The sequence below is a fragment of the Pseudomonas sp. efr-133-TYG-23 genome, from assembly GCF_030209215.1.
In the GTDB taxonomy this organism is placed as follows: domain Bacteria; phylum Pseudomonadota; class Gammaproteobacteria; order Pseudomonadales; family Pseudomonadaceae; genus Aquipseudomonas; species Aquipseudomonas rhodesiae.
This window is the reverse complement of sequence record NZ_JARVSL010000027.1, coordinates 116,059-141,711: the sequence shown is the minus strand read 5'-3', so window position 1 is coordinate 141,711 and position 25,653 is coordinate 116,059. Positions and strand designations below refer to the sequence as shown.

24 protein-coding genes are annotated in these 25,653 nt (G+C 60.9%); 16 read left to right on the top strand and 8 right to left on the bottom strand.

Features of this window, described 5'->3' with window-relative positions; translation table 11 throughout:
• Window positions 1-137 precede the first annotated feature (137 nt).
• Window positions 138-845 carry a tellurite resistance TerB family protein gene (locus QRN41_RS18495; RefSeq protein ID WP_285421967.1) on the bottom strand — a complete coding sequence of 236 codons (708 nt, stop codon included), beginning with the start codon at window positions 843-845 and terminating at the stop codon, window positions 138-140.
• Between the two features lie 167 nt (window positions 846-1,012).
• Here QRN41_RS18495 and QRN41_RS18490 point away from each other — a divergent pair, with 167 nt between their 5' ends.
• From QRN41_RS18490 to QRN41_RS18450, 9 genes are all read left to right on the top strand, one after another.
• Complete coding sequence (locus QRN41_RS18490; RefSeq protein WP_034096190.1) at window positions 1,013-1,924, top strand: LysR family transcriptional regulator; 912 nt, start codon at window positions 1,013-1,015, stop codon at window positions 1,922-1,924.
• A gap of 132 nt (window positions 1,925-2,056) precedes the next feature.
• Entirely contained in the window at window positions 2,057-3,514 is a 1,458-nt protein-coding gene (locus QRN41_RS18485; protein WP_047881559.1) for a gamma-aminobutyraldehyde dehydrogenase, read from the top strand.
• A 71-nt stretch (window positions 3,515-3,585) separates the two neighbouring features.
• On the top strand, window positions 3,586-4,737 hold the full coding sequence (ydcS, locus tag QRN41_RS18480; protein WP_034112087.1) for a putative ABC transporter substrate-binding protein YdcS: 1,152 nt from the start codon (window positions 3,586-3,588) through the stop codon (window positions 4,735-4,737).
• 199 nt (window positions 4,738-4,936) lie between these two features.
• The gene (locus QRN41_RS18475) at window positions 4,937-5,971 is read left to right on the top strand and encodes an ABC transporter ATP-binding protein (protein ID WP_285421965.1); all 1,035 of its coding nucleotides are present in this window, start codon (window positions 4,937-4,939) and stop codon (window positions 5,969-5,971) included.
• A 1-nt stretch (window position 5,972) separates the two neighbouring features.
• Entirely contained in the window at window positions 5,973-6,905 is a 933-nt protein-coding gene (locus QRN41_RS18470) for an ABC transporter permease (RefSeq protein ID WP_034096187.1), read from the top strand.
• A complete protein-coding gene (locus QRN41_RS18465; protein WP_034096186.1) occupies window positions 6,895-7,704 on the top strand; it encodes an ABC transporter permease in 810 nt (269 codons plus the stop codon). Before QRN41_RS18470 ends, QRN41_RS18465 begins: the two co-directional genes overlap by 11 nt.
• A gap of 109 nt (window positions 7,705-7,813) precedes the next feature.
• Complete coding sequence (locus tag QRN41_RS18460; protein WP_094064784.1) at window positions 7,814-9,238, top strand: gamma-aminobutyraldehyde dehydrogenase; 1,425 nt, start codon at window positions 7,814-7,816, stop codon at window positions 9,236-9,238.
• A gap of 66 nt (window positions 9,239-9,304) precedes the next feature.
• Window positions 9,305-11,167 carry an NAD(P)-binding protein gene (locus QRN41_RS18455; RefSeq protein ID WP_167416412.1) on the top strand — a complete coding sequence of 621 codons (1,863 nt, stop codon included), beginning with the start codon at window positions 9,305-9,307 and terminating at the stop codon, window positions 11,165-11,167.
• A gap of 356 nt (window positions 11,168-11,523) precedes the next feature.
• The gene (locus QRN41_RS18450) at window positions 11,524-13,149 is read left to right on the top strand and encodes a glucan biosynthesis protein D (RefSeq protein WP_040267445.1); all 1,626 of its coding nucleotides are present in this window, start codon (window positions 11,524-11,526) and stop codon (window positions 13,147-13,149) included.
• Window positions 13,150-13,193: 44 nt separating this feature from the next.
• Here QRN41_RS18450 and QRN41_RS18445 read toward each other — a convergent pair whose 3' ends face one another.
• From QRN41_RS18445 to QRN41_RS18435, 3 genes are all read right to left on the bottom strand, one after another.
• Window positions 13,194-13,379, bottom strand: coding sequence for a hypothetical protein (locus tag QRN41_RS18445; protein ID WP_034096182.1), 186 nt, complete (start codon window positions 13,377-13,379; stop codon window positions 13,194-13,196).
• 268 nt (window positions 13,380-13,647) lie between these two features.
• Window positions 13,648-14,754, bottom strand: coding sequence for an NADH:flavin oxidoreductase/NADH oxidase (locus QRN41_RS18440; protein ID WP_040267444.1), 1,107 nt, complete (start codon window positions 14,752-14,754; stop codon window positions 13,648-13,650).
• Window positions 14,755-14,879: 125 nt separating this feature from the next.
• A complete protein-coding gene (locus tag QRN41_RS18435) occupies window positions 14,880-16,781 on the bottom strand; it encodes a potassium transporter Kup (RefSeq protein ID WP_034137203.1) in 1,902 nt (633 codons plus the stop codon).
• A 288-nt stretch (window positions 16,782-17,069) separates the two neighbouring features.
• On the opposite strand from QRN41_RS18435, the gene rimO reads away from it, so the two are divergent.
• The 5 genes from rimO to tsaA all read left to right on the top strand — a co-directional run bounded on the left by rimO (window position 17,070) and on the right by tsaA (window position 20,995).
• The gene (gene rimO, locus QRN41_RS18430) at window positions 17,070-18,410 is read left to right on the top strand and encodes a 30S ribosomal protein S12 methylthiotransferase RimO (RefSeq protein ID WP_034096179.1); all 1,341 of its coding nucleotides are present in this window, start codon (window positions 17,070-17,072) and stop codon (window positions 18,408-18,410) included.
• Window positions 18,411-18,511: 101 nt separating this feature from the next.
• A complete protein-coding gene (locus QRN41_RS18425) occupies window positions 18,512-18,985 on the top strand; it encodes a GNAT family N-acetyltransferase (RefSeq protein ID WP_034137202.1) in 474 nt (157 codons plus the stop codon).
• Window positions 18,986-19,056: 71 nt separating this feature from the next.
• Complete coding sequence (locus tag QRN41_RS18420) at window positions 19,057-19,767, top strand: rRNA pseudouridine synthase (RefSeq protein WP_034096177.1); 711 nt, start codon at window positions 19,057-19,059, stop codon at window positions 19,765-19,767.
• Between the two features lie 67 nt (window positions 19,768-19,834).
• Entirely contained in the window at window positions 19,835-20,296 is a 462-nt protein-coding gene (locus tag QRN41_RS18415; RefSeq protein WP_034096176.1) for a YehS family protein, read from the top strand.
• 3 nt (window positions 20,297-20,299) lie between these two features.
• Window positions 20,300-20,995, top strand: coding sequence for a tRNA (N6-threonylcarbamoyladenosine(37)-N6)-methyltransferase TrmO (gene tsaA / locus QRN41_RS18410; RefSeq protein ID WP_034096175.1), 696 nt, complete (start codon window positions 20,300-20,302; stop codon window positions 20,993-20,995).
• A gap of 59 nt (window positions 20,996-21,054) precedes the next feature.
• On the opposite strand, the gene fpr is transcribed toward tsaA, so the two are convergent.
• On the bottom strand, window positions 21,055-21,834 hold the full coding sequence (gene fpr, locus QRN41_RS18405) for a ferredoxin-NADP reductase (protein WP_034096174.1): 780 nt from the start codon (window positions 21,832-21,834) through the stop codon (window positions 21,055-21,057).
• A 124-nt stretch (window positions 21,835-21,958) separates the two neighbouring features.
• On the opposite strand from fpr, the gene QRN41_RS18400 reads away from it, so the two are divergent.
• Window positions 21,959-22,885 carry a LysR family transcriptional regulator gene (locus QRN41_RS18400; protein WP_034137198.1) on the top strand — a complete coding sequence of 309 codons (927 nt, stop codon included), beginning with the start codon at window positions 21,959-21,961 and terminating at the stop codon, window positions 22,883-22,885.
• A 3-nt stretch (window positions 22,886-22,888) separates the two neighbouring features.
• Here QRN41_RS18400 and QRN41_RS18395 read toward each other — a convergent pair whose 3' ends face one another.
• The 3 genes from QRN41_RS18395 to QRN41_RS18385 all read right to left on the bottom strand — a co-directional run bounded on the left by QRN41_RS18395 (window position 22,889) and on the right by QRN41_RS18385 (window position 24,937).
• Window positions 22,889-23,251, bottom strand: coding sequence for a diacylglycerol kinase (locus QRN41_RS18395; protein WP_034096172.1), 363 nt, complete (start codon window positions 23,249-23,251; stop codon window positions 22,889-22,891).
• Between the two features lie 75 nt (window positions 23,252-23,326).
• The gene (gene erdR / locus QRN41_RS18390) at window positions 23,327-23,977 is read right to left on the bottom strand and encodes a response regulator transcription factor ErdR (RefSeq protein ID WP_034137197.1); all 651 of its coding nucleotides are present in this window, start codon (window positions 23,975-23,977) and stop codon (window positions 23,327-23,329) included.
• A 240-nt stretch (window positions 23,978-24,217) separates the two neighbouring features.
• Entirely contained in the window at window positions 24,218-24,937 is a 720-nt protein-coding gene (locus QRN41_RS18385; protein WP_167416411.1) for a tRNA-uridine aminocarboxypropyltransferase, read from the bottom strand.
• Window positions 24,938-25,115: 178 nt separating this feature from the next.
• On the opposite strand from QRN41_RS18385, the gene QRN41_RS18380 reads away from it, so the two are divergent.
• On the top strand, window positions 25,116-25,550 hold the full coding sequence (locus tag QRN41_RS18380) for a PA3611 family quorum-sensing-regulated virulence factor (RefSeq protein WP_034096169.1): 435 nt from the start codon (window positions 25,116-25,118) through the stop codon (window positions 25,548-25,550).
• Window positions 25,551-25,653 lie beyond the last annotated feature (103 nt).

The window sequence follows — 25,653 nt, the reverse complement described above, 5'->3', positions numbered from 1 at the left end:
GTGGTCAACGGACATGAACGCTAAACGCCTGTGGGAGGGGGCTTGCCCCCGATAACGATACCTCAGTTGTAAAACCTGCAACTGATGCACCGTTATCGGGGGCAAGCCCCCTCCCACATTTTGTTTTAAACCGGTGGTTATTGGTTAAGCCGTACTTGTTTTTCCAGTTCCACCTTCAAGCCCGGCTCCAGTTTGAGCTGGCGCGCCAACTCATCCAGATACGCCTTCTCCATAAAGTTTTCCTCATCTACCAGCATCACGCTGGCGATGTACATCTCGGCGGCCATTTCCGGGGTGTCGGCGGCGCGGGCGACATCCGCCGGGTCCAGGGGCTTGTTCAGTTCGGCATGCAGCCAGTGTTGCAATTGGGGGTCATTGTCGAGTTTGGTGAACTCGCCTTCGATCAGCGCGCGCTCACGCTCGTCTACATGGCCGTCGGCCTTGGCGGCGGCGACCAACGCCTTGAGGATGCCCTGGCTGTGCTGCTCGACCTGGGCCGGTGGCAGACGGTCGATGGTTTGCGGTTCGCCTTGTGGCGCACTGGCCTGTTGCGCCTGCCAGTTGCCATAGGCTTTGTAGGCGATGACGCCCAAGGCGGCCAAACCGCCGTAGGTCAGGGCCTTGCCGCCGAATTTGCGGGCTTTTTTGTTACCCAGCAACAGCCCCATGGCACCCGCCGCCAGGGCTCCCCCGCCGGCGCCACGGAGCAGGCTGCCCAGGCCGCCACCGCCGAGCAGACTGCCCAAGGCGCCCTTGTCTTCCTGTTTGCGCTGGCCGCCGGCCTTATTCTGCAACATGTCCTGGCCGGACTTGAGCAACTGATCGAGCAATCCACGGGTGTTCATAACAGCCTCCAGACACTTGGGTTCATAGGACCAATAGGCTGCCAGCGTAAAACTAAGTGCCAAAAAACCAGGATCTAGAGTGCTTCCAGATGTAACGCCGCTGCCTATCGTATAAATCGATATACACTCAGGTACTTCTATAAAAACAGCCTTCTGGTAATTCCAGCATGATGACCTTGCGTCAAATCCGCCACTTCATTGCCGTGGCCGAGACCGGCTCGATCTCCGCCGCCGCGCAAACCGCGTTCATCTCTCAGTCGACCCTGACCCTGGCGATCCAGCAATTGGAGCAGGAAATCGGCGTCAACCTGTTCAATCGCCACGCCAAAGGCATGACCCTCACCCACCAGGGCCATCAGTTTCTGCGCCAGGCGCACCTGATTCTCGCCACCGTCGACAACGCCAAGCGCAGCCTGCAACAGAGCACCGACCAGGTAGCCGGGCAATTGATCGTCGGTGTGACCAGCCTGGTGGCCGGCTATTACCTGGCCGACCTGCTGACCCGCTTCCAGCGCGCGTACCCCAATGTGGAAATCCGCGTCATGGAAGACGAGCGCCCGTATATCGAACATCTGCTGGTCAGCGGCGAAATCGACGTGGGCGTGCTGATCCTGTCCAACCTCGAAGACCGCCACGCCCTGCAGACCGAAGTCCTGACCCACTCGCCCCACCGCCTGTGGCTGCCGGCGCAGCACCCATTGCTGGAGCACGACAGCATCAACCTGGCCGATGTGGCACGCGAACCGTTGATTCAATTGAACGTCGACGAAATGGGCCACAACGCCCAGCGCCTGTGGGCCGGCGCCGGCCTGCAACCGCGTGTGACCTTGCGCACCGCCTCCACCGAAGCGGTGCGCAGCCTGGTGGCGGCGGGCCTGGGGGTGTCGATTCAGCCGGACATGACCTACCGCCCCTGGTCGCTGGAAGGCGACATTATTGAAGCGCGGCCGATTGCCGACCTCAGCCAAACGCTCGACGTGGGTCTGGCCTGGCGCCGTGGCACCGCGCGGCCGACCTTGGTGGACCCGTTCCTCACCGTGGCGCGCGAACAGCCGCACCCACGCAAGCCATCTATTTAATCGAATGCTGCATTCAGTATTTAGTATTTGTTGACCTCGCGCCCGCCCTCTACTCTCGACTCATCCATAAGAGAAAGCCGGGCGCCTTGTAAGAGAACGCCCATGGCCACACAAGAAAAGAGATCGCGAAAAATGTCCGGTGCGTCCACCCCGCTGCTCACTGCGTTGCTGATCGACGGCGAACTGGTTCAAGGCCAGGGGTTTGTCGAGCCGATCCTCAACCCAGCCACCGGTGAAGTGCTGACTCAAATCGCAGAAGCCAGCACCGAGCAAGTCGAAAGCGCCATCCTTGCCGCCCACCGCGCCTTTGCCGGTTGGTCGCGGACCACGCCGCAGCAACGCGCCAACCTGCTGCTGGGCATCGCCGATGCTATTGAAAAACAAGCCGACTACCTGGCCCGTCTGGAATCGCTGAACTGCGGCAAGCCGTTGCACCTGGCGCGTCAGGATGATTTGAGCGCCACTGTGGATGTGTTCCGCTTCTTCGCTGGCGCCGTGCGTTGCCAGACTGGCCAATTGAGCGGCGAATACCTGCCGGGCTACACCAGCATGGTGCGCCGCGACCCGATCGGCGTGGTGGCCTCCATTGCGCCATGGAACTACCCGTTGATGATGGCCGCGTGGAAGATCGCCCCGGCCCTCGCCGCCGGTAATACCCTGGTGTTCAAACCGTCGGAACACACGCCGCTGTCGATCCTGGCCCTGGCACCCGTGCTCAAAGAGCTGCTGCCACGGGGCGTGATCAACATTTTGTGCGGCGGCGGCGAAGGGGTCGGCAGCCATTTGGTCAGTCATCCCAAGGTACGCATGGTGTCGCTGACCGGCGATATCGTCACCGGCCAGAAGATTCTGCAAGCCGCGTCCAAAACCCTGAAACGCACGCACCTGGAACTGGGCGGCAAGGCACCGGTGATCGTGTGTAACGACGCCGACCTGCAGGCCGTGGTCGAAGGCGTGCGCGCCTATGGCTATTACAACGCCGGGCAGGATTGCACCGCCGCATGCCGTATCTATGCCCAGGCCGGGATTCACGACAAATTGGTCGCCGAGCTGGGCGCGGCCGTCGGCAGCCTGCGCTTTGCCGGCAAACGCGACGCCGATAACGAACTCGGCCCGCTGATCAGCACACGCCAGCGCGACCGCGTCGCCAGCTTTGTCGAACGCGCCCTCGGCCAACCGCATATCGAACGGGTCACCGGCGCCGCCGTGCATTCCGGCGCCGGTTTCTATTACCAGCCCACCCTGCTGGCCGGTTGCAAGCAAAGCGATGAGATCGTGCAGCGCGAAGTGTTCGGCCCGGTGGTCACCGTGACCCGCTTCGACGAACTGGAGCAAGCGGTGGACTGGGCCAACGATTCCGAATACGGCCTGGCCTCTTCGGTGTGGACCCAGAACCTGGACAAAGCCATGCAAGTGGCGGCACGCCTGCAATACGGCTGCACCTGGATCAACAGCCACTTCATGCTGGTCAGCGAAATGCCCCACGGCGGTTTGAAGCGCTCGGGATACGGGAAAGATCTGTCGAGCGACTCGTTACAGGACTACAGCGTGGTGCGCCACATTATGGCGCGTCACGGTCAGCACCTTTAAAACAACAACTAAGCTCATGCGTCACGGCTTCACACACTGCCCCGACCATAATTAAAGAAGAGGGAACCCCCATGTCCGCGCACAAGACCGCACTGCTCAGTGCCTTGACCACCGCGCTGCTGGCCAGCGCCAGCCTGCAAGCCGCCGAACCGCTCAAGGCGGTCGGCGCCGGCGAAGGCCAGTTGGATATCGTCGCCTGGCCCGGCTATATCGAACGTGGCGAAAGCGACAAAGCCTACGATTGGGTCAGCGGTTTCGAGAAGGAAACCGGCTGCAAGGTCAATGTGAAAACCGCCGCCACCTCTGACGAAATGGTCAGCCTGATGGCCAAGGGCGGCTATGACCTGGTCACCGCCTCCGGCGATGCGTCGCTGCGGTTGATCGTCGGCAAGCGTGTGCAGCCGATCAACACCGCGCTGATTCCCAACTGGAAAAACCTCGACCCGCGCCTCAAGGATGCGCCGTGGTACGTGGTCGGCCAGCAAACCTATGGCACCCCGTACCAGTGGGGGCCGAACGTGCTGATGTACAACACCAGCGTGTTCAAGACCGCGCCCACTAGCTGGAGCGTGCTGTTCGACCCGCAGAACCTGCCGGACGGCAAGCCGAACAAGGGCCGCGTGCAGGCCTATGACGGCCCGATCTACATCGCCGACGCGGCGCTGTACCTCAAGGCCACCAAACCGGAGCTGGGAATCCAGAGCCCCTACGAGCTGACCGAAGCGCAATACAAGGCCGTGCTCGACCTGCTGCGCGCCCAGCAACCGCTGATCCACCGTTACTGGCACGACACCACCGTGCAAATGAGCGACTTCAAGAACGAAGGCGTGGTGGCCTCCAGTGCCTGGCCGTACCAAGTCAACGGGCTGGTCAACGAGAAACAGCCGATCGCCTCGACCATCCCCAAGGAAGGCGCCACCGGTTGGGCCGACACCACCATGCTGCACAGCGAGGCCAAGCACCCCAACTGCGCTTACAAGTGGATGGACTGGTCGCTGCAGCCAAAGGTCCAGGGCGATGTCGCCGCCTGGTTCGGCTCGCTGCCGGCGGTGCCGGCCGCGTGTAAAGAGAGCGAATTGCTCGGCGCCGAGGGTTGCAAGACCAATGGCTTCGACCAGTTCGACAAGATCGCCTTCTGGAAAACCCCACAGGCTGAAGGCGGCAAGTTCGTGCCGTACAGCCGCTGGACCCAGGACTACATTGCGATCATGGGCGGCCGTTAAAACCATCAAGACGGCATAGACCTACTGTGGGAGGGGGCTTGCCCCCGATAGCGGTGTGACAGCCAACCCAGCTTTCACTGAACCACTGGCATCGGGGGCAAGCCCCCTCCCACATTGACCGCACTCACAGATGTTTTGTTTTTTCAGAAGTCCAGGCCGGGCCGCTGCGACGACCCGCGCCTTTTTGGAGCACCGCACCATGACGCTTGCAGTCCAATTCACCCACGTTTCCCGTCAGTTCGGCGAAGTGAAAGCCGTTGACCGGGTTTGCATCGATATTGAGGACGGCGAGTTCTTTTCCATGCTCGGCCCTTCCGGCTCGGGCAAGACCACCTGCCTGCGGCTGATCGCCGGCTTCGAACAACCCAGCGCCGGCTCGATCCGCATTCATGGTGAGGAAGCCGCCGGCTTGCCGCCGTATCAGCGCGATGTGAACACCGTGTTCCAGGATTACGCGCTGTTCCCCCATATGAATGTGCGCGACAACGTGGCCTATGGCCTAAAGGTCAAAGGCGTGGGCAAGGCCGAACGGCTCAACCGCGCCGAAGAAGCCCTGGGCATGGTGGCCTTGGGCGGTTACGGCGAACGCAAACCGGTGCAACTCTCCGGCGGCCAGCGCCAACGGGTGGCTCTGGCCCGCGCGCTGGTCAATCGCCCGCGCGTGCTGTTGCTTGACGAGCCCCTGGGCGCCCTCGACCTCAAGCTGCGCGAGCAGATGCAAAGCGAGCTGAAAAAGCTGCAACGCCAGCTCGGCATCACCTTTATCTTCGTGACCCACGACCAAACCGAAGCGCTGTCCATGTCCGACCGCGTGGCGGTGTTCAACAAAGGCCGTATCGAACAGGTCGACACCCCGCGCAACCTCTACATGAAACCGGCCACGGCGTTCGTCGCCGAATTCGTCGGCACCTCCAACGTGATTCGGGGCGAATTGGCCCAGCGCTTGAGCGGCAGCGCCCAACCGTTTTCGATCCGTCCGGAACATGTGCGGTTTGCCGCAGGCCCGCTGGGCGCTGGCGATGTGGAGATCAGCGGCGTGCTGCATGACATCCAGTACCAGGGCAGCGCCACCCGTTTTGAGCTGAAACTGGACAACGGCCAGACCCTGAGCATCAGCCAGGCCAACAACCAGTGGCTGGACACCAGCAGCGCCCATCAGGTCGGCCAGCCCCTCACCGCGCGCTGGGCCCGACAGGCCATGACGCCGTTGACCGATAACGCAGGCGAGGTGTGACATGAGCCTGGCCCTTTCCCAACAACCGCCGATGCGCAGGTTTTCCAACCTGCTGTACCGCAAGCCCAACCTATACCTGGCGATGCTGCTGGTGCCGCCGCTGATCTGGTTCGGCGCTATCTACCTGGGCTCGTTGCTGACCTTGCTATGGCAAGGCTTCTACACCTTCGACGACTTCACCATGGCGGTCACCCCGGACCTGACCCTGGCCAACTTCGCCGCGCTGTTCCAGCCGTCGAATTTCGACATCATCCTGCGCACGCTGAGCATGGCGATCGTGGTGTCGATCGCCAGCGCCATCGTCGCCTTCCCGATTGCCTATTACATGGCGCGCTACACCACTGGCAAAACCAAGGCGTTTTTCTATATCGCCGTGATGATGCCGATGTGGGCCAGTTACATCGTCAAGGCTTACGCCTGGACCTTGCTGCTGGCCAAGGGCGGCGTGGCGCAGTGGTTTGTGCAGCACCTGGGGTTGGAGCCGCTGCTGCACTTTGTGCTGGGCATTCCTGGCGTGGGCGGCAGCACCTTGAGCACCTCGCATCTGGGAAGGTTCATGGTGTTCGTCTATATCTGGCTGCCGTTCATGATCCTGCCGATCCAGGCGTCCCTGGAGCGTTTGCCGCCGTCGCTGCTGCAAGCCTCGGCCGACCTGGGGGCCAAGCCGCGCCAGACCTTTATGCAGGTGATTTTGCCGCTGTCGGTGCCGGGGATCGCCGCCGGATCGATCTTCACGTTCTCGCTGACCCTGGGCGACTTTATCGTGCCGCAACTGGTGGGCCCGCCGGGCTACTTCGTCGGCGGCATGGTGTACGCCCAGCAAGGCGCCATCGGCAATATGCCCATGGCGGCGGCGTTCACCCTGGTGCCGATCGTGCTGATCGCGATTTACCTGTCCATCGTCAAACGCCTGGGGGCCTTCGATGCACTCTGAAAAAGCATCTCTCGGTTTGCGCATAGCCGCCTGGGGCGGCCTGGTGTTCCTGCACTTCCCGATCCTGATCATCTTCCTCTACGCCTTCAACACCGAAGAAGCCGCGTTCAGCTTTCCGCCCCAGGGCTTTACCCTGAAGTGGTTCAGCGTGGCGTTCGCACGGCCCGACGTGCTGGAAGCGATCAAGTTGTCGCTGCAGATCGCTGCCATCGCCACCCTGATCGCCATGGTGCTCGGCACGCTGGCCTCGGCGGCCTTGTATCGACGGGAGTTCTTCGGCAAACAGGGCGTGTCGCTGATGCTGATCCTGCCGATTGCATTGCCGGGGATCATCACCGGTATCGCGTTGCTGGCGACGTTCAAGACCCTGGGCATCGAGCCGGGGATGTTCACCATCATCGTCGGCCACGCCACCTTTTGTGTGGTGATTGTCTACAACAACGTCATCGCGCGCCTGCGCCGCACCTCCCACAGCCTGATCGAGGCGTCGATGGACCTGGGCGCCGACGGCTGGCAGACCTTCCGCTACATCATCATGCCCAACCTGGGCTCGGCGCTGCTGGCCGGCGGCATGCTCGCGTTTGCGCTGTCGTTCGACGAAATCATCGTCACCACCTTCACCGCCGGGCATGAGCGCACCTTGCCGCTGTGGCTGCTCAACCAGTTGAGCCGGCCACGGGATGTGCCGGTGACCAACGTGGTGGCGATGCTGGTGATGCTGGTGACGATGTTCCCGATCCTGGGCGCTTATTACTTGACCCGCGGCGGTGAAAGCGTGGCGGGGAGCGGCGGTAAATAACTTGGCCACTGAAGCAACGCGGTTCAAATGTGGGAGGGGGCTTGCCCCCTCCCACATTTAAATCCGGTTTCTTCAGGGAAATAACACGCGTTTTTTGGAGGACTCAATCATGCAAACCAAACTGTTGATCAACGGCCAACTGGTACAAGGCGAAGGCCCGGCCCAGGCCATCTTCAACCCGGCCCTGGGCCGTGTGCTGGTGGAAATCAACGAAGCCAGCGAAGCCCAGGTCGACGCCGCCGTGCGCGCCGCCGATGCCGCGTTCGAAAGCTGGTCGCAAACCGCGCCCAAGGACCGCTCGCTGTTGCTGCTCAAATTGGCGGACGCCATCGAAGCCCACGGCGAAGAACTGGCCAAGCTGGAGTCGGACAACTGCGGCAAACCCTACAGCGCCGCGCTGAACGACGAGATCCCGGCGATTGCCGACGTGTTCCGCTTCTTTGCCGGTGCCAGTCGCTGCATGAGCGGTTCGGCCGGCGGCGAGTACTTGCCCGGCCATACCTCAATGATCCGCCGCGATCCGGTGGGCGTGATCGCGTCCATCGCACCGTGGAACTACCCGCTGATGATGGTCGCCTGGAAAATCGCCCCGGCCCTGGCCGCCGGTAATACCGTGGTGCTCAAACCGTCGGAACAAACCCCACTGACGGCATTGCGCATGGTGGAACTGGCGTCGGAAATCTTCCCGGCCGGCGTGCTCAACCTGGTGTTTGGCCGCGGCCCGACCGTAGGCAGCCCGCTGGTGCAGCATCCGAAAGTGCGCATGGTGTCGCTGACCGGTTCCATCGCCACCGGCGCGAACATCATCGCCAATACCGCCGACAGCGTGAAGCGCATGCACATGGAGCTGGGCGGCAAGGCACCGGTGATTATCTTCAACGACGCGGACATCGACGCCGCCGTGGAAGGCATCCGCACTTTCGGTTTCTACAACGCCGGCCAGGACTGTACGGCGGCGTGTCGCATCTATGCCCAGGCGGACATCTACGACGCCTTTGTCGAGAAACTCGGCGCGGCGGTCGCCAGCATCAAGTACGGCTTGCAGGATGACCCAAGCACCGAGCTGGGGCCATTGATCACCGCACAACACCGCGACCGCGTGGCCGGGTTTGTCGAACGTGCCGTGGCGCAACCGCATATCCGTCTGATCACCGGCGGCAAGGCCGTAGAAGGCAACGGGTTCTTCTTTGAACCGACCGTGCTGGCCGACGCCCAGCAAGACGACGAAATCGTGCGCCGCGAGGTGTTCGGGCCGGTGGTGTCGGTTACCAAATTCTCGGATGAAGCCCAGGTGCTGGGTTGGGCCAACGATTCGGACTACGGCCTTGCGTCATCCGTGTGGACGGCCGACGTAGGACGCGCCCATCGCCTGGCCGCGCGCTTGCAATACGGCTGCACCTGGGTAAACACCCATTTCATGCTCGTCAGCGAAATGCCCCACGGCGGTCAGAAACTGTCGGGGTATGGCAAAGACATGTCCATGTATGGGCTGGAGGACTACACCACGGTCCGGCATGTGATGTTCAAGCATTGATTCGCCGCCCCCCCTGCAAGCAGGCGCTTGCAGGGGGGCTTATAACAATAATTTTCAGGATCCCCCATGGACATCACCCGCCGCGACTTCCTCAACGGCGTCGCCATCACCGTTGCTGCCGGCATCACGCCGCTGCAGATTCTCCAGGCCGCCCCCGACGGTCGCTATTACCCACCCGCCCTCACCGGCCTGCGCGGCAGTCATGTCGGTTCGTTCGAAGTGGCGCATCAGATGGGCTGGGAAAAGAAGGTCTTCGACACCGATACCTTGCCGATCACCGAGGACTATGACCTGGTGGTGGTCGGCGGTGGCCTGAGCGGTCTGGCGGCGGCGTGGTTCTACCGTGAGAGGCACCCCAAGGCGAAAATCCTGATCCTGGAAAACCACGACGATTTCGGCGGCCATGCCAAACGCAATGAGTTCCAGACCGGCGGCCGCATGATCATCGGCTATGGCGGCAGCGAAGCCTTCCAGTCGCCCACCCACCTGTTCAGCGAGCAAGTGAACGGTTTGTTGAAAAAGCTCGGGGTGAATATCAAGCGCTTCGAAACCGCCTTCGACCGCCCGTTCTACCCCAGCCTGGGGCTGTCGCGCGGGGTATTTTTCGACAAGGAAAACTTCGGCGAAGACAAACTGGTGACCGGCGACCCGACGCCGATGGTGGCCGACGATATCGCCCCGGAACAGCTGCATGGGCGCGCCCTGAAAGACTTTATCAATGACTTCCCACTGCCGCCTGCGGACCGCCAGGCGTTGATTGAATTGCACACTGCGCCCAAGGACTACTTGCCGGGCAAAACGGCCGAGGAAAAGGCCGATTATCTGGCGGCCACCAGCTACCGAGACTTCCTGCTCAAGAACGTGGGGTTGTCGGAAGGTGCGGTGAAATACTTCCAGAGCCGCACCAATGACTTTATGGCCTTGAGCATTGATGCCGTGGCTGCGTCCGACGCTTATAACGTCGGTTTCCCTGGCTTCGCGGGGATGAACCTGACGCCGATCAGTGAAGAAGCTGCGGCAGAAATGGAAGAGCCCTACATCTACCACTTCCCGGACGGCAACGCGTCGCTGGCGCGCCTCTTGGTGCGCAGCCTGATTCCGGGGGTGGCGCCGGGGCACACCATGGACGATATCGTGCTGGCGCCCTTCGACTATGCCAGGCTCGACCAACCCAAGGCGCCGGTGCGCCTGCGCTTGAACAGCACGGCGGTGAGTGTGCGCAATGTCGGCGACGGCGTGCATATCGGCTACAGCCGAGGCGGCCAACTGGCACAAGTACGCGGCAAACGCTGCATCCTGGCCTGCTACAACATGATGATTCCGTACCTGCTCAAGGGCCTGCCCGCGCCCCAGGCCCATGCGTTGAGCCAGAACGTGAAATTCCCCTTGGTGTACACCAAGGTGGTGATTCGTAACTGGCAGGCGTTTGAGAAGTTGGGCGTGCATGAAATCTACGCAGCTACCCAGCCTTACAGCCGCATCAAGCTGGACTACCCGGTGAGCATGGGCGGCTACGACCACCCGCGCGACCCGACGCAGCCCATCGGCTTACACATGGTCTACGTGCCCACCAGCCCCAACAGCGGCATGAACGCCCGCGACCAGGCCCGCGCCGGACGCGGCCGGTTGTATGGGCAGACATTCGAGCAACTGGAAGCGCAATTACGTGACCAACTGCAACGCATGCTCGGCCCGGGCGGGTTCAACCATGAGACGGATATCCTGGCGATCACCGTGAATCGCTGGTCCCACGGCTATGCGTACTTTTCCAACAGCCTGTTCGATGACGCCGACGAAAGTGAAGCGCTGATGAACCTGGCGCGCAAACCGTTGGGGCATGTGAGCATCGCCAACTCGGACGCGGCCTGGAGTGCGTACGCGCATGCGGCGATCGACGAGGCGTACCGAGCCGTGGGCGAAGTGGCCTGAGACACACCTCTGACAGGCAATACAAAACTGTTTGTGGGAGGGGGCTTGCCCCCGATAGCAGTGGGTCAGCACTGAATAGTCGGCTGATGCACCGCTATCGGGAGCAAGCCCCCTCCCACATTGGTTGTTCATAATTCGTGAGTAATGTGGTTGCCCCACAGCCCCGGAAATGTCTTGTCGCACTTGCAATGCTATCACCCCGCCATCAATCATTTTTCCTACACCATCGAACCGCTTAAGCTATCCGGCGTCTGTTTAATGTTCGTTGCGTTTGGCCGAAGGCATGTCCGAACCGTACTTTCTGATCCAGCACGTGCCAGGAACGGCGCGGGATTTGCTCACGACAGGTTGTCTCTATGCATCGTAGGAATTTGCTCAAAGCGTCCATGGCCATTGCGGCTTATACCGGTCTGTCGGCCAGTGGCCTGCTCGCCGCCCAAGCATGGGCCGGGAACCGCGCCGCCGATGGGAAAGCCGTGGCGTTCGACTTCGAATCGCTCAAGGCCCAGGCCAAACAACTGGCCGCAACCGCCTACAAAGACACCAAACAGGTGCTGCCGCCGACCCTGGCGAGCATGACCCCGCAGAATTTCAACGCCATCGGCTACGACCGCAACCATTCGCTGTGGAAAGAGCTGAATGGCCAACTGGACGTGCAGTTCTTCCACGTCGGCATGGGCTTCAAGACGCCGGTGCGCATGCACAGCGTCGACCCTAAGACCCGCGAAGCCCGTGAGGTGCATTTCCGCCCTTCGCTGTTCAACTATGAAAAAACTACGGTCGATACCAAGCAACTGACCGGCGACCTGGGTTTCTCCGGCTTCAAACTGTTCAAGGCGCCGGAGCTGGACCGTCATGATGTGCTGTCGTTTCTCGGCGCCAGCTATTTCCGCGCGGTGGATTCCACTGGCCAGTACGGCCTGTCCGCGCGTGGCCTGGCAATCGACACCTACGCGAAAAAACGCGAAGAGTTCCCGGATTTCACGCAGTTCTGGTTCGAAACCCCGGATAAGAACGCTACCCGCTTCGTGGTCTATGCCCTGCTCGACTCGCCGAGCGCCACTGGTGCCTACCGCTTCGATATCGACTGCCAAGCCAACCAGGTGGTGATGGCCATCGACGCGCATATCAATGCGCGCACGGCCATCGAACAATTGGGCATCGCACCGATGACCAGCATGTTCAGCTGCGGCACCCACGAGCGCCGCATGTGCGACACCATCCACCCGCAGATCCACGACTCGGACCGCCTGGCCATGTGGCGCGGCAATGGCGAGTGGGTCTGCCGCCCGCTGAATAACCCAGCCAAGCTGCAATTCAATGCGTTCGCCGACACCGACCCGAAAGGCTTCGGGCTGGTGCAGACCGACCACGAATTCGCCAGCTATCAGGACACCGTGGACTGGTACAGCAAACGCCCAAGCCTGTGGGTGGAGCCAACCACCGCTTGGGGCGAAGGCTCCATCGACCTGCTGGAAATCCCCACTACCGGCGAAACCCTGGACAACATCGTGGCCTTCTGGACCCCGAAGAAACCCGTGGCCGCCGGCGATTCGCTCAACTACGGCTATAAGTTGTACTGGAGCGCCTTGCCGCCGGTAAGCACGCCGTTGGCGCAAGTGGATGCTACCCGTTCCGGCATGGGCGGTTTTACCGAAGGCTGGGCACCGGGCGAGCATTACCCGCCGGTGTGGGCGCGCCGCTTCGCGGTGGACTTCAAGGGGGGCGGCCTGGACCGCTTGCCGGAGGGCACCGGGATCGAACCGGTGGTGACCTGTTCCCACGGCGAGGTGAAGGACTTCAGCGTGCTGGTACTGGATAACATCAAGGGCTACCGCATTCTGTTCGACTGGTACCCGACCAGCGACAGCGTGGAACCGGTGGAGCTGCGTTTGTTTATCCGCACCCAGGACCGCACCTTGAGCGAAACCTGGTTGTATCAGTACTTCCCGCCGGCACCGGACCAGCGCAAGTACACCTGATGCACCATGGGGGAGCGTTCGCTCCCCCATGATTGAACCGCGATTCAGAATCGCGACACGCTTTTCATCGCTCCAATCAAGTACCGCATCGCCACCTGGTCGTCCTCGGTCAGGGCGCGGTACTGCGCCAACAACGCCTCTTCATCCGAACTCAGCCTTCGACCTCGCAACGCCACCCTGCGGGTCAGAAATGACGCCACCATACCCGCTACACCATAGGACTTGGCCATGGACTGCTTCTCCTGATAACAATCAAATACTCCTGGCGCCCATCACCTGCGTCCCGTGAAGCGCAATGCCTCAGTGGGCAAGCCGCCTGATTTCCTGGGCCAGAAATCAGGCTTACCGTAAGCGTAGAAACATTCTGATGACGCGTGGGATTTTTTTAGAGCATTCACTTAAAAAATTTCTTCGGTAACAAAGACCTACAGGTATTTCCCATACTCAGGGCAATAAAAAACCCACCGGATCAGGGTGGGTTTCTTATTGTCGCGACGGCTAATCCCTCAAGTCGGACTCATGGATCGGCTGATCGCGATGGGTCGCCCGCTGATACTGCGCCGGCCAGATCGCCTTGCGCCCACCCAGGTCGTCGTCGGCATGCAACGGCCAGTACGGATCGCGCAGCAGTTCACGGGCCAGGAAGATGATGTCGGCCTGACAGGTACGCAGGATGTGCTCGGCCTGCGCCGGCTCGGTGATCATGCCGACGGTGCCGGTGGCGATTTCTGACTCTTTGCGCACCCGCTCGGCGAAACGGGTCTGGTAACCCGGGCCGGTGGGGATCTCGGCGTTGGCGGCGGTGCCGCCGGACGAGACGTCGATCAAATCCACCCCGATTGCTTTGAGGCGGCGCGCCAGTTCCACGGTTTCATCCGGGTTCCAGCCGTCTTCCACCCAGTCGGTGGCAGATACGCGCACGAACAGTGGCAGTTCTTGAGGCCAGACGTCGCGCACGGCTTCGGTCACTTGCAACACCAATCGAATGCGATTCTGGAACGAGCCCCCGTACTGGTCCTGACGTTGATTGCTCAGTGGCGACAGAAACTGGTGCAGCAGATAGCCATGGGCCGCGTGGATCTCCACCACCTTGAAACCGGCGGTCAAGGCGCGTTTGGCGGCCGCGACGAAGTCGGCAATCACCTGTTGGATCTGTGCTTCATCCAGCTGTTTGGGTTGTGTGTGCAGCGGGTCGAAGGCAATCGGCGAAGGGCCGACCGGCACCCAGCCGCCGTCTTCGGGCTTGACGCTGCCATGCTTGCCGAGCCACGGGCGGTGGGTGCTGGCCTTGCGCCCGGCATGGGCCAGTTGAATACCGGCCACCGCCCCTTGGGCCGCAATAAAGCGCGTAATGCGTTGCAGCGGCTCGATCTGTTGATCGTTCCACAGCCCCAGGTCCTGAGCGGTGATACGGCCATCGGCGGTCACGGCGGTGGCTTCGGTGAAGATCAGGCCGGCGCCGCCCACGGCACGGCTGCCGAGGTGCACCAGGTGCCAGTCGTTGGCCAGGCCATCGACACTGGAGTACTGGCACATCGGCGATACGGCGATGCGATTGGGCAGGGTCAATTGGCGCAGGGTATAGGATTCGAGCAGCTGACTCATGGCGCACCTCTTCTGGGTTCTGTGGGCACTATTCAAACCGTGCTTAGAGCCTAGTCGACAACGCGCGATTGCACAGGGTTCAGCGCAAAGCGGGAGCCGATTGCCGGCTCCCGTACAGTGTGTGCTTACATTTCGACCTGGGTGCCCAGTTCGATCACCCGGTTTACCGGGAGTTTGAAGAAGCGCAGGTTACCGTTGGCGTTTTTCAACATAAATGCGAACAACCCTTCGCGCCAGCGCGCCATGCCGTTGAGGCGCGAGGCGATCACCGTTTCACGGCTGAGGAAGTAGGTGGTGCGCATCGGGCTGAAATCCAGATCGTCCAGATGGCACAACTTCAGCGCTTCGGGCACGTCCGGCTCGTCGGTGAAACCGAAGTGCAGGATGACCCGGAAGAAGCCTTCACCGTAGGAGTCCACCTCAAACCGCCGCGTGGCTGGCACCCGTGGGATGTCTTCGTACACCACGGTCAGCAGCACCACTTGCTCATGCAGCACCTGGTTGTGCAGCAGGTTGTGCAACAGCGCATGGGGCACAGCGTCGGGCCGCGCGGTGAGAAACACCGCCGTGCCCTGCACCCGGTGGGGCGGCTGTACACGGATACTGCTGATAAAGATCGGCAACGGCAGGCCGCCTTCATCGAGGCGGTCCACCAGCAATTGCTTGCCGCGTTTCCACGTCGTCATCAGTACGAACAGCACGATCCCCGCCAGTACCGGGAAGGCACCGCCCTGGATGATCTTCGGCACGTTGGCGGCGAAGTACAGACCGTCGACCAACAGGCAACAGACCAGCACCGGCACAGCCAGCACCGGCGGCCATTTCCACAGCAGCAGCATGACCGCCGACACCAGGATAGTGGTCATCAGCATGGTGCCGGTTACAGCCACGCCGTAGGCCGAGGCCAAGGCATTGGAGGATTCGAAGCCCAGTACCAGCAGAATCACGCCGACCATCAGCGACCAGTTCACCGCGCCAATGTAGATCTGGCCCTGCTCGGCACTGGAGGTGTGTTGGATGTGCATGCGCGGGATGTAACCAAGCTGGATCGCTTGGCGCGTCAAGGAAAACGCACCGGAAATCACTGCCTGGGACGCAATTACCGTGGCCAGGGTGGACAACACCACCAGCGGGATCAGTGCCCAACTCGGTGCCAGCAAGTAGAACGGGTTGCGCGCGGCTTCGGGGTCGCCCAATAGCATCGCGCCCTGACCGAAGTAGTTAAGCACCAGTGCCGGCAGCACCAGCATGAACCACGCACGGGCAATCGGCTTGCGGCCGAAGTGGCCCATGTCGGCGTACAACGCTTCGGCACCGGTCAACGCCAGCACCACCGCGCCAAGGATCGCCACGCCAATGCCAGGGTGGGCCTCGAAGAAGCGCACGGCCCAGATCGGGTTCAAGGCATGCAGCACCTCAGGGTGCAGGGTAATGCCGTACACACCAAGGCCGCCCAGCACCAGAAACCAGGTCACCATCACTGGCCCGAACAGTTTGCCGATATGGTCGGTGCCGTGCTTCTGGATCAGAAACAACGCCACCAACACCACCAGGGCAATCGGCACTACCCATTTTTCCAGGCCATCGAACGCCAGTTCCAGACCTTCCACGGCCGACAATACGGAAATTGCCGGGGTGATCATGCTATCGCCATAGAACAATGCCGCCCCGCAAAGACCACACACCACCAGGAAACTGCGCAGCTTCCTGCGCTCCCCCGCCGCCCGCCGCGCCAGCGCGGTAAGGGCCATGATGCCGCCTTCGCCCTGGTTGTCGGCACGAAGTACGAACAGCATGTACTTGATCGACACGACCCAGATCAGCGACCAGAAAATCAGCGCCAGAATCCCCAGCACGCCATCGTGGTTGACCTGAACCCCATAACCGCCGTTGAACACCTCTTTGAGGGTATAGAGCGGGCTGGTACCGATATCGCCATACACCACCCCAACCGCCGCCACCAGCATGCCAATCGGCTTGGCGTTTGAATGCTCGGCACCTGTTGCCTGACTGCTTGCCTGACCCATCAACCACTCCTGCCCTTTGACCTGAGGTCTTATATAAACAGCGCGTCTAAGCGAACCCTAGCATGCGCTGTTTTACTTCTCGTAACAGACGTTTTATTGACCCAAGGGTTTTACCCATGCGCAACGGCGCGAAGCATAGCGCAGCGCTCGTCGTATTTCCCTGCATAAAGCTGGTCAAGTGCGTTGCCCATCGCTAGAATTGCGCACTTTTTGATCAGAGGCGCGCCCAGCGCCCGTCCGCTGCCCTGCCCTTCACGGCGGCGGCGTCATTCAATACCGAGGTTAGACATGTCCACCACTCCCGCAACGGCCAACCCCAAGGTCGGCTTTGTATCCCTGGGTTGCCCCAAGGCCCTGGTCGATTCCGAGCGCATCCTGACCCAACTGCGCATGGAAGGTTATGACGTGGTGTCCACTTATCAGGACGCGGACGTGGTGGTGGTCAATACCTGTGGCTTTATCGACTCGGCCAAGGCGGAGTCGCTGGAAGTAATCGGCGAAGCCATCAAGGAAAACGGCAAGGTCATCGTGACCGGCTGCATGGGCGTGGAAGAAGGCAATATTCGCGACGTGCACCCCAGCGTCCTAGCGGTGACCGGTCCGCAGCAATATGAGCAAGTGGTTAACGCCGTGCACGAGGTGGTGCCGCCACGTCAGGATCACAATCCGCTGATCGACCTGGTACCGCCGCAAGGCATCAAGCTGACCCCGCGCCACTACGCCTACCTGAAGATTTCCGAAGGCTGCAACCACAGCTGCAGCTTCTGCATCATTCCGTCGATGCGCGGCAAGCTGGTCAGCCGCCCGGTCGGTGACGTGCTCGACGAGGCCCAGCGCCTGGTCAAATCCGGCGTGAAAGAGCTGCTGGTGATCTCCCAGGACACCAGCGCCTACGGCGTCGATGTGAAATACCGCACCGGTTTCTGGAACGGCGCGCCGGTGAAGACCCGCATGACCGAACTCTGCGAAGCCCTCAGCAGCCTGGGTGTATGGGTGCGCCTGCACTATGTCTACCCGTACCCGCATGTGGACGAGCTGATCCCGCTGATGGCCGCCGGCAAGATCCTGCCGTACCTGGACATCCCGTTCCAGCACGCCAGCCCAAAAGTGCTCAAGGCCATGAAACGCCCGGCCTTCGAAGACAAGACCCTGGCGCGCATCAAAAACTGGCGCCAGATCTGCCCCGAGCTGATCATCCGCTCCACCTTTATTGTCGGCTTCCCCGGCGAAACCGAAGAAGACTTCCAGTACCTGCTGGACTGGCTGACCGAAGCCCAGTTGGACCGCGTTGGCTGCTTCCAGTACTCGCCGGTTGAAGGTGCTCCGGCCAACCTGTTGGACCTGGCCGTGGTGCCGGACGACGTCAAGCAGGACCGTTGGGAACGCTTCATGGCCCATCAGCAGGCCATCAGCTCGGCGCGCCTGCAACTGCGCATCGGCAAGGAAATCGAAGTGTTGATCGACGAAGTCGACGAACAAGGCGCCGTGGGCCGTTGCTTCTTCGATGCGCCGGAGATCGACGGTAACGTATTTATCGACGACGCCAGCGGCTTGAAGCCAGGCGACAAGGTCTGGTGCACCGTGACCGACGCCGACGAATACGACCTGTGGGCCGAAAAGCGCGCCTGATCGTTAAAAAATGGAAAAGCCCTGCTTCTGGACAAGATGCGGGGCTTTTTTCGGTCTATCGTTTGGCCCATCAATGCAGATATCGGCAAGGGGCAGCGGGCATGGGGCAGCATTCGGTCATTCACACACCTAAAAGCAGCGATTACCCGGAGCTGGTGCGCATCTGGGAAGCCTCGGTGCGCGCCACCCACGACTTCCTGCCGGACAGCTACATCATGTTACTCAAGGATCTGGTGCTGACCCGCTACCTGGATGCCGTGATGCTGATCTGCACCAAAGACGCCCGCCAGCGCATTACCGGATTTGCCGGGGTCGCGGCGGGCAAAGTGGAGATGCTGTTCATCGACCCGCAATACCGTGGCCAAGGCCTGGGCCGACAGTTGCTGCGCTACGCGGTGGAGTGCATGAACGCCGATGAGTTGGAAGTCAACGAACAGAACCCCCAGGCCCTGGGTTTTTACCTCAAGCAGGGGTTCGAGGTGATCGGACGCACGGAGCACGACGGCCTGGGCAAGCCTTATCCGTTGCTGCGCATGCGTTTGCGCCAGTTGCCGTCACAGGCGCGTCAGGGCTAAATGAAATGGGGCCGGGATTAACCGGCGCCAGGCAGGTACAATAGCCGCCCCCTTTTGTTACGGCCCTTGTCATGACTGACCCCATACGCCTCTCCAAACGCCTTATCGAACTGGTCGGTTGCTCCCGTCGGGAGGCCGAGCTGTTTATCGAAGGCGGCTGGGTCTCGGTGGACGGTGAAGTGATCGACGAACCGCAGTTCAAGGTCACCACCCAAAAGGTCGAACTCGACCCCGAAGCCAAGGCCACCGCGCCGGAGCCCGTGACCATCCTGCTGCACGCCCCGGCCGGCGTGGATGCCGACACGGCGATGGCGTCGATCAGCGCCGAAACCCTGTCGGACGAACATCGCTTCGGCAAGCGCCCGCTCAAGGGCCACTTCCTGCGCCTGAGCGCCAGCGCCGACCTGCAAGCCAAGGCCAGCGGCCTGCTGGTGTTTACCCAGGATTGGAAGATTCTGCGCAAGTTGACCGCCGATGCCGCCAAGATCGAGCAGGAATACGTGGTTGAGGTGGAAGGCGAGATGGTTGCCCACGGCCTCAATCGCCTGAACCATGGCCTGACCTACAAAGGCAAGGAACTGCCGCCCGTCAAAGCCAGCTGGCAGAACGAAAACCGCCTGCGCTTTGCGCTGAAAAACCCGCAACCCGGGGTGATCGCGTTGTTCTGCGAAGCGGTCGGCCTGAAAGTCGTGGCGATTCGCCGAATCCGCATCGGCGGTGTGTCCATCGGCAAGGTGCCCGTAGGCCAATGGCGTTACCTGTCCGGCAAAGAGAAATTCTAAGCCGCTCCCTTTTTTCGACAGCGCCCCACTGGGCGTTGTCCACCGTTGAAAACCAGGATTGCCCACCATGATTCACAACGACGTATTGCGCAGCGTGCGCTACATGCTCGACATCAGCGACAACAAAATGGTCGAGATCACCAAGCTCGGCGGCATGGACATCACCAAGGATGACCTGCTGACCTACCTCAAAAAGGACGAAGAAGAAGGCTTCGTGTTCTGCCCGGACGAGGTCATGGCGCACTTTCTCGATGGCCTGGTGATCTTCAAGCGCGGCAAGGACGAAAGCCGCCCACCCCAGCCGATCGAAACCCCGGTGACCAACAACATCATCCTCAAAAAGCTGCGCGTAGCCTTCGAACTGAAGGAAGACGACATGCACGCCATTCTCAAGTCGGCCGATTTCCCAGTATCCAAACCGGAACTGAGCGCGCTGTTCCGCAAGTTCGGCCACACCAATTACCGCCCATGCGGCGACCAGCTGCTGCGTAACTTCCTCAAGGGGCTGACGTTGCGGGTGCGTGCGTAAGCCATGAATTACCCGGTCTCGCCCGTGGGCTTCGTGCGTTCCTGCTTCAAGGAGAAGTTCGCCATTCCGCGCCAGCCGCAACTGGCGCCAGCGGCCCGGGGCGTGGTGGAACTGGTGGCGCCGTTCGATCAGGGCGAGGCGGTACAAGGCTTGGAGCAGGTCAGCCATGTGTGGTTGCTGTTTCTGTTCCATCAAGCCCTGGAAGACAAGCCACGCCTGAAGGTGCGCCCGCCGCGCCTGGGTGGCAATGCGTCCATGGGGGTGTTTGCCACCCGCGCAACCCATCGACCCAATGGCATCGGCCAGTCGGTGGTGAAACTGGACAAAGTGGAGCCCGGGCGCTTGTGGATTTCCGGGATCGATTTGCTCGATGGCACCCCCGTGCTCGATATCAAGCCCTATGTGCCCTACGCCGACATCATCGACACGGCCACCAATGACATCGCCAGCGCTGCGCCGCCGTTGATTGCCGTGCAGTGGCTGAAGACCGCGCTGCAGCAAGCACAAGGCCACGCCCAGCGCCTTGGGGAACCATTGGTTGAGCTGATCGATCAGTGTTTGGCCCAGGACCCGCGCCCGGCCTACCAGACACCAGGGCCAGAACGTGAATACGGGGTGCGCTTCTGGGATGTGGATGTGCGCTGGCACTATCCCGAAGCTGGGGTGATTTGCGTATTGGAAGTGGTGCCCGCTAACTGAATAAGGCGCAAACGAAATGTGGGAGGGGGTAAGCCCCCTCCCACATTTTTTTACCGCGGTTACTTCTCGACGAATGCGCGCTCGATCAGATAGTCGCCCGGCTCACGCATGCGCGGCGAAACTTTCAGGCCGAAGCTGTTGAGCACTTCGCTGGTCTCGTCCAGCATGCTTGGGCTGCCGCACAGCATGGCGCGGTCGTCCTCTGGATTGATAGGCGGCAGGCCGATATCGCTGAACAGTTTGCCGCTGCGCATCAGGTCGGTCAGGCGACCTTGATTTTCGAAGGGCTCGCGGGTCACGGTTGGGTAGTAGATCAACTTCTCACGCACGGCCTCGCCGAAGAACTCGTTCTGCGGCAGGTGCTCGGTGATGAACTCGCGGTAGGCGACTTCGTTGACGTAGCGCACGCCGTGGCACAGGATCACTTTTTCGAAACGCTCATAGGTTTCCGGGTCCTGGATCACGCTCATAAATGGCGCCAGGCCAGTGCCTGTGCTGAGCAGGTACAGGTGTTTGCCTGGCTTCAAGTCGTCAAGCACCAGGGTGCCTGTCGGTTTCTTGCTGATGATGATTTCGTCGCCTTCCTTCAGGTGCTGCAATTGGGAGGTCAGCGGACCATCCGGCACCTTGATGCTGAAGAACTCCAGATGCTCTTCCCAGTTCGGGCTGGCAATGGAGTAAGCGCGCATGAGCGGGCGGCCGTTGGGCTGTTGCAGGCCGATCATCACGAACTGACCGTTCTCGAAGCGCAGGCCCGGATCGCGGGTGCACTTGAAGCTGAACAGAGTGTCGTTCCAGTGATGAACACTGAGGACACGCTCGTGGTTCATGTTGCTCATGTACGGGGGACTCCTGGAAATGGGTCTGCACTAAATGTGAAGCGCGCAATTGCAGCGCATTCTAATGGCGGCGACAATATCTGTTAACTGAATTATTAAGATAAGGGTTATCGGTTATATCGATATGCGATTTACTCTCCGTCAACTGCAAGTCTTCGTCGCCGTCGCCCAGCAGGAAAGCGTTTCGCGCGCTGCTGGCCTGCTGGCCTTATCCCAATCCGCCGCCAGCACTTCGATCACGGAGCTGGAGCGTCAATCCAGCTGCCAATTATTCGACCGCGCCGGTAAACGCCTGAGCCTCAACGCTCTCGGCCATCAACTGTTACCCCAGGCGGTGGCGCTGCTGGATCAGGCCAAGGAGATCGAAGACCTGCTCAACGGCAAGTCTGGCTTCGGTTCCCTGGCCGTCGGCGCTACCCTGACCATCGGCAACTACCTGGCGACCTTGCTGATCGGCAGCTTCATGCAGCAACACCCCGAGAGTCAGGTGAAACTGCATGTGCAAAACACTGCACATATCGTGCATCAAGTCGCGCATTACGAAATTGACCTGGGTCTAATCGAAGGCGACTGCAGCCACCCGGATATCGAGGTGCAGACTTGGGTAGAAGACGAACTGGTGGTGTTTTGCGCGCCGCAGCACCCCCTGGCCAAACGCGGCATGGCGAGCATGGACGAGTTGACCCATGAGGCGTGGATTCTGCGTGAACAAGGCTCAGGCACGCGCCTGACGTTTGACCAAGCCATGCGCCATCACCGCAGCGCGCTGAATATCCGCCTCGAACTGGAACACACCGAGGCGATCAAGCGCGCGGTGGAGTCCGGGCTGGGCATTGGCTGCATCTCACGGCTGGCGCTGCGCGATGCGTTTCGTCGTGGCAGCCTGGTGCCAGTGGAAACGCCGGATCTAGACCTTATGCGGCAGTTCTACTTCATCTGGCACAAGCAGAAATACCAGACCTCAGCGATGCGCGAGTTCCTGGAACTCTGTCGCGCGTTCACGGCCGGCGTGCAACGCAGCGACGAAATCGTGCTGCCGACCATTGCCTGAGGCTTAGATCAGGATGACGGCCCACACCAGGGTGATCATGGTCAGGGCCACGAATTGCGCGGCGCTGCCCATGTCCTTGGCGTTTTTCGACAAGGGATGACGGTCCAGAGAGATGCGATCGATCGCCGCTTCCACCGCCGAATTGAGCAGCTCGACGATCAGCGCCAGCAGGCACACAGCGATCAGCAAGGCACGCTCGACGCGGCTGACGCTCAGAAAAAAGCTCAACGGGATCAGGATCACATTGAGCAACACCAACTGCCGGAATGCCGCCTCGCCGGTGAATGCCGCGCGCAGGCCATCCAGGGAATATCCCCCAGCATTGAAGATACGTTTGATACCGGTTTGACCCTTGAAAGGCGACATAGATGTAGGCAACTGAACCAAAGGAGTGGGAAAACTAGATCACGCGAAGTCAAAAAAGCGTGAATCGAAACCGGCTTAATGCTGCGTAATTGACTCAAGCTGTTGCAAAAGCAAGGCCGCCTGGGTGCGCGTACGCACGTTCAGTTTGCGGAAAATCGCTGTGACATGGGCCTTGATGGTCGCTTCCGAGACTTTCAGCTCGTAGGCAATTTGCTTATTCAGCAAACCTTCGCAGACCATGGTCAATACCCGGAACTGCTGGGGTGTCAAACTGGCGAGACCTTCCTGTGCGGCCTTGGCTTCGGCAGAGACATTGATGGTTTCCGAGGCTTGCGGGGGCCACGAGACATCACCGTCCAGAACAGCACGCACCGCAGCTTGAATCTGCTCCATGGAGCTGGATTTGGGAATGAACCCACTGGCGCCAAACTCCTTGGCGCGCACCACCACATCGGCCTCTTCCTGGGCAGAGACCATCACCACCGGAATCTGCGGGTACTGCCCGCGTAGCAGCACCAGCCCGGAGAAACCGTATGCGCCCGGCATGTTCAGGTCGAGCAGCACAAGATCCCAGTCGGTTTTGTCGGTCAGCTGGGTTTCCAGCTCAGCAATGCTGGCCACTTCGACCAGGCGGACATCCGGCCCAAGGCCCAGCGTCACCGCTTGGCGCAGTGCACTGCGAAACAGCGGGTGATCGTCGGCAATCAGGATTTCGTATGTGGCCATTGATTAAATGATCCTGTTTTTATGGGAGCCCCGATGGGTTCAGGGTTCACCAATACACAAGGCGTTGGCCAGGCAGCCATCGCCAGAGGGCGTGCTCGATGTGAAACAACGTCGAAAATCCATGCAGGCGCCTCAAACGGCGCCCAGCATGCCCAGCGTAGCCTGGGGGGTCAAGCACTACGCCCGTGGGTATTTTAGCGGGTTGCCGGTATAAGGTGCCATCATGCAAACGTCGTCTGGCTAAAGCGCCGGTATATAGGGAGCAAGACGTGCGTGAACAGGGTCCGCCGGGTCCAGTGGCAGCTGAAATTTGGCCGCCAAGTAGTGGGTACTGAATACATCAAGGTAGGCGTCCAAGACTTCGCTGGCGGCCCCATCATCAGCCAACTCCAGGCACAGGGCCGCAACTTCGGCGGTGCAGAAGTGATCATCGCGTTTGGAGCGGCGCAGTTTGTAGCGTGACAGTTGCTCAGGCGCCAGGCTCAACACCGGCAGATGCTCCAAGTAAGGGCTCTTGCGGAACATCTTGCGCGCCTCGCTCCAGGTGCCGTCCAGCAGGATGAACAACGGACGCTTGCCCTGCGCCACCGTGACGGTACTGACGACACGCTCCGGCGCCACGAACTCGCCGGGAAACACGATATAGGGCTGCCACTGCGGATCGGCCAACAAGGTGAGCAACCCTGCATCGACCTCGGTACGCGACCACGCGAACGCCGTGGTGTCATCTATCACATCGGCGATCAGCCAGCCGGTATTGCTGGGCTTCATCGGCTCAACATCATGCATCAACAGGCACATGGCGGACCTGGCTGCGACCTTGGGTCGCCAGGCGCACAGGCAATATTCGGGAATGACCCGGCAGCCGGGGCAACGCTCAGCGCGGGAGCCGCGATTGACGAAAGGTTTGATGGCACGCGCCAGGCGCTGAGTGCGTAGGCGGGAGACGGCGTGGCTCATCGCATGCGCCGTAGAAACGGGAAAATCGACACGGGGTCACTCAAGATCGGTTGAAGTGGCCGCAGTTTACCAGCGATACGCCTGGCTGTAGCGGCAAGGCCTCACCTATAATCGCGCGCCACTGAACGCACAGCGCAGTGGCGGGTCTATGCACCTGTAACCGAATCAGGAGAATTTCATGCTGCGTTCCATGCTGCGTCTTGTCGCCCCATCCGTCGCGCTTGCGCTGGTTTTGCCCATGGGCGCCCACGCTGCCTCGCTGCTGGAGGCGCAAATGAACAAGAAGCTGCAAAGCGTTGCCGCCGAGAGCAATAAAGGCCTGCCGCGAGAAATCGACGAAAAAACCCTGGAAGTGGCCTACACCGTTGAAGGTATGCAGCTGATCGACCACCTGAGTGTGCTGCCCGACCGTGCCGAACAGATGCGCGCCAACCCCAAGGCTGTTTACTTCCAATTGGGCCGCAGCGTCTGCACCAACCCCGGCTACCGCGAGTTGATGGCCAAGGGCGCCGTGATGCGCTATGAAATCACCGAGAACAAGAGCAACCGCCCTGTGGCATCGGTGAAGTTCGCAGAAGCGGACTGCCCAGCCCCGACGAAGAAGAAAAAGTAATTTCGGCTTTATCCTCGCGCTGCGGTCCCGTGGCGCGTACTCCCCCGTTTGCAATTGTTCCGCGCCAGCCCAAGTCCCTCTGATCAACCAATAAGCGGTTGCC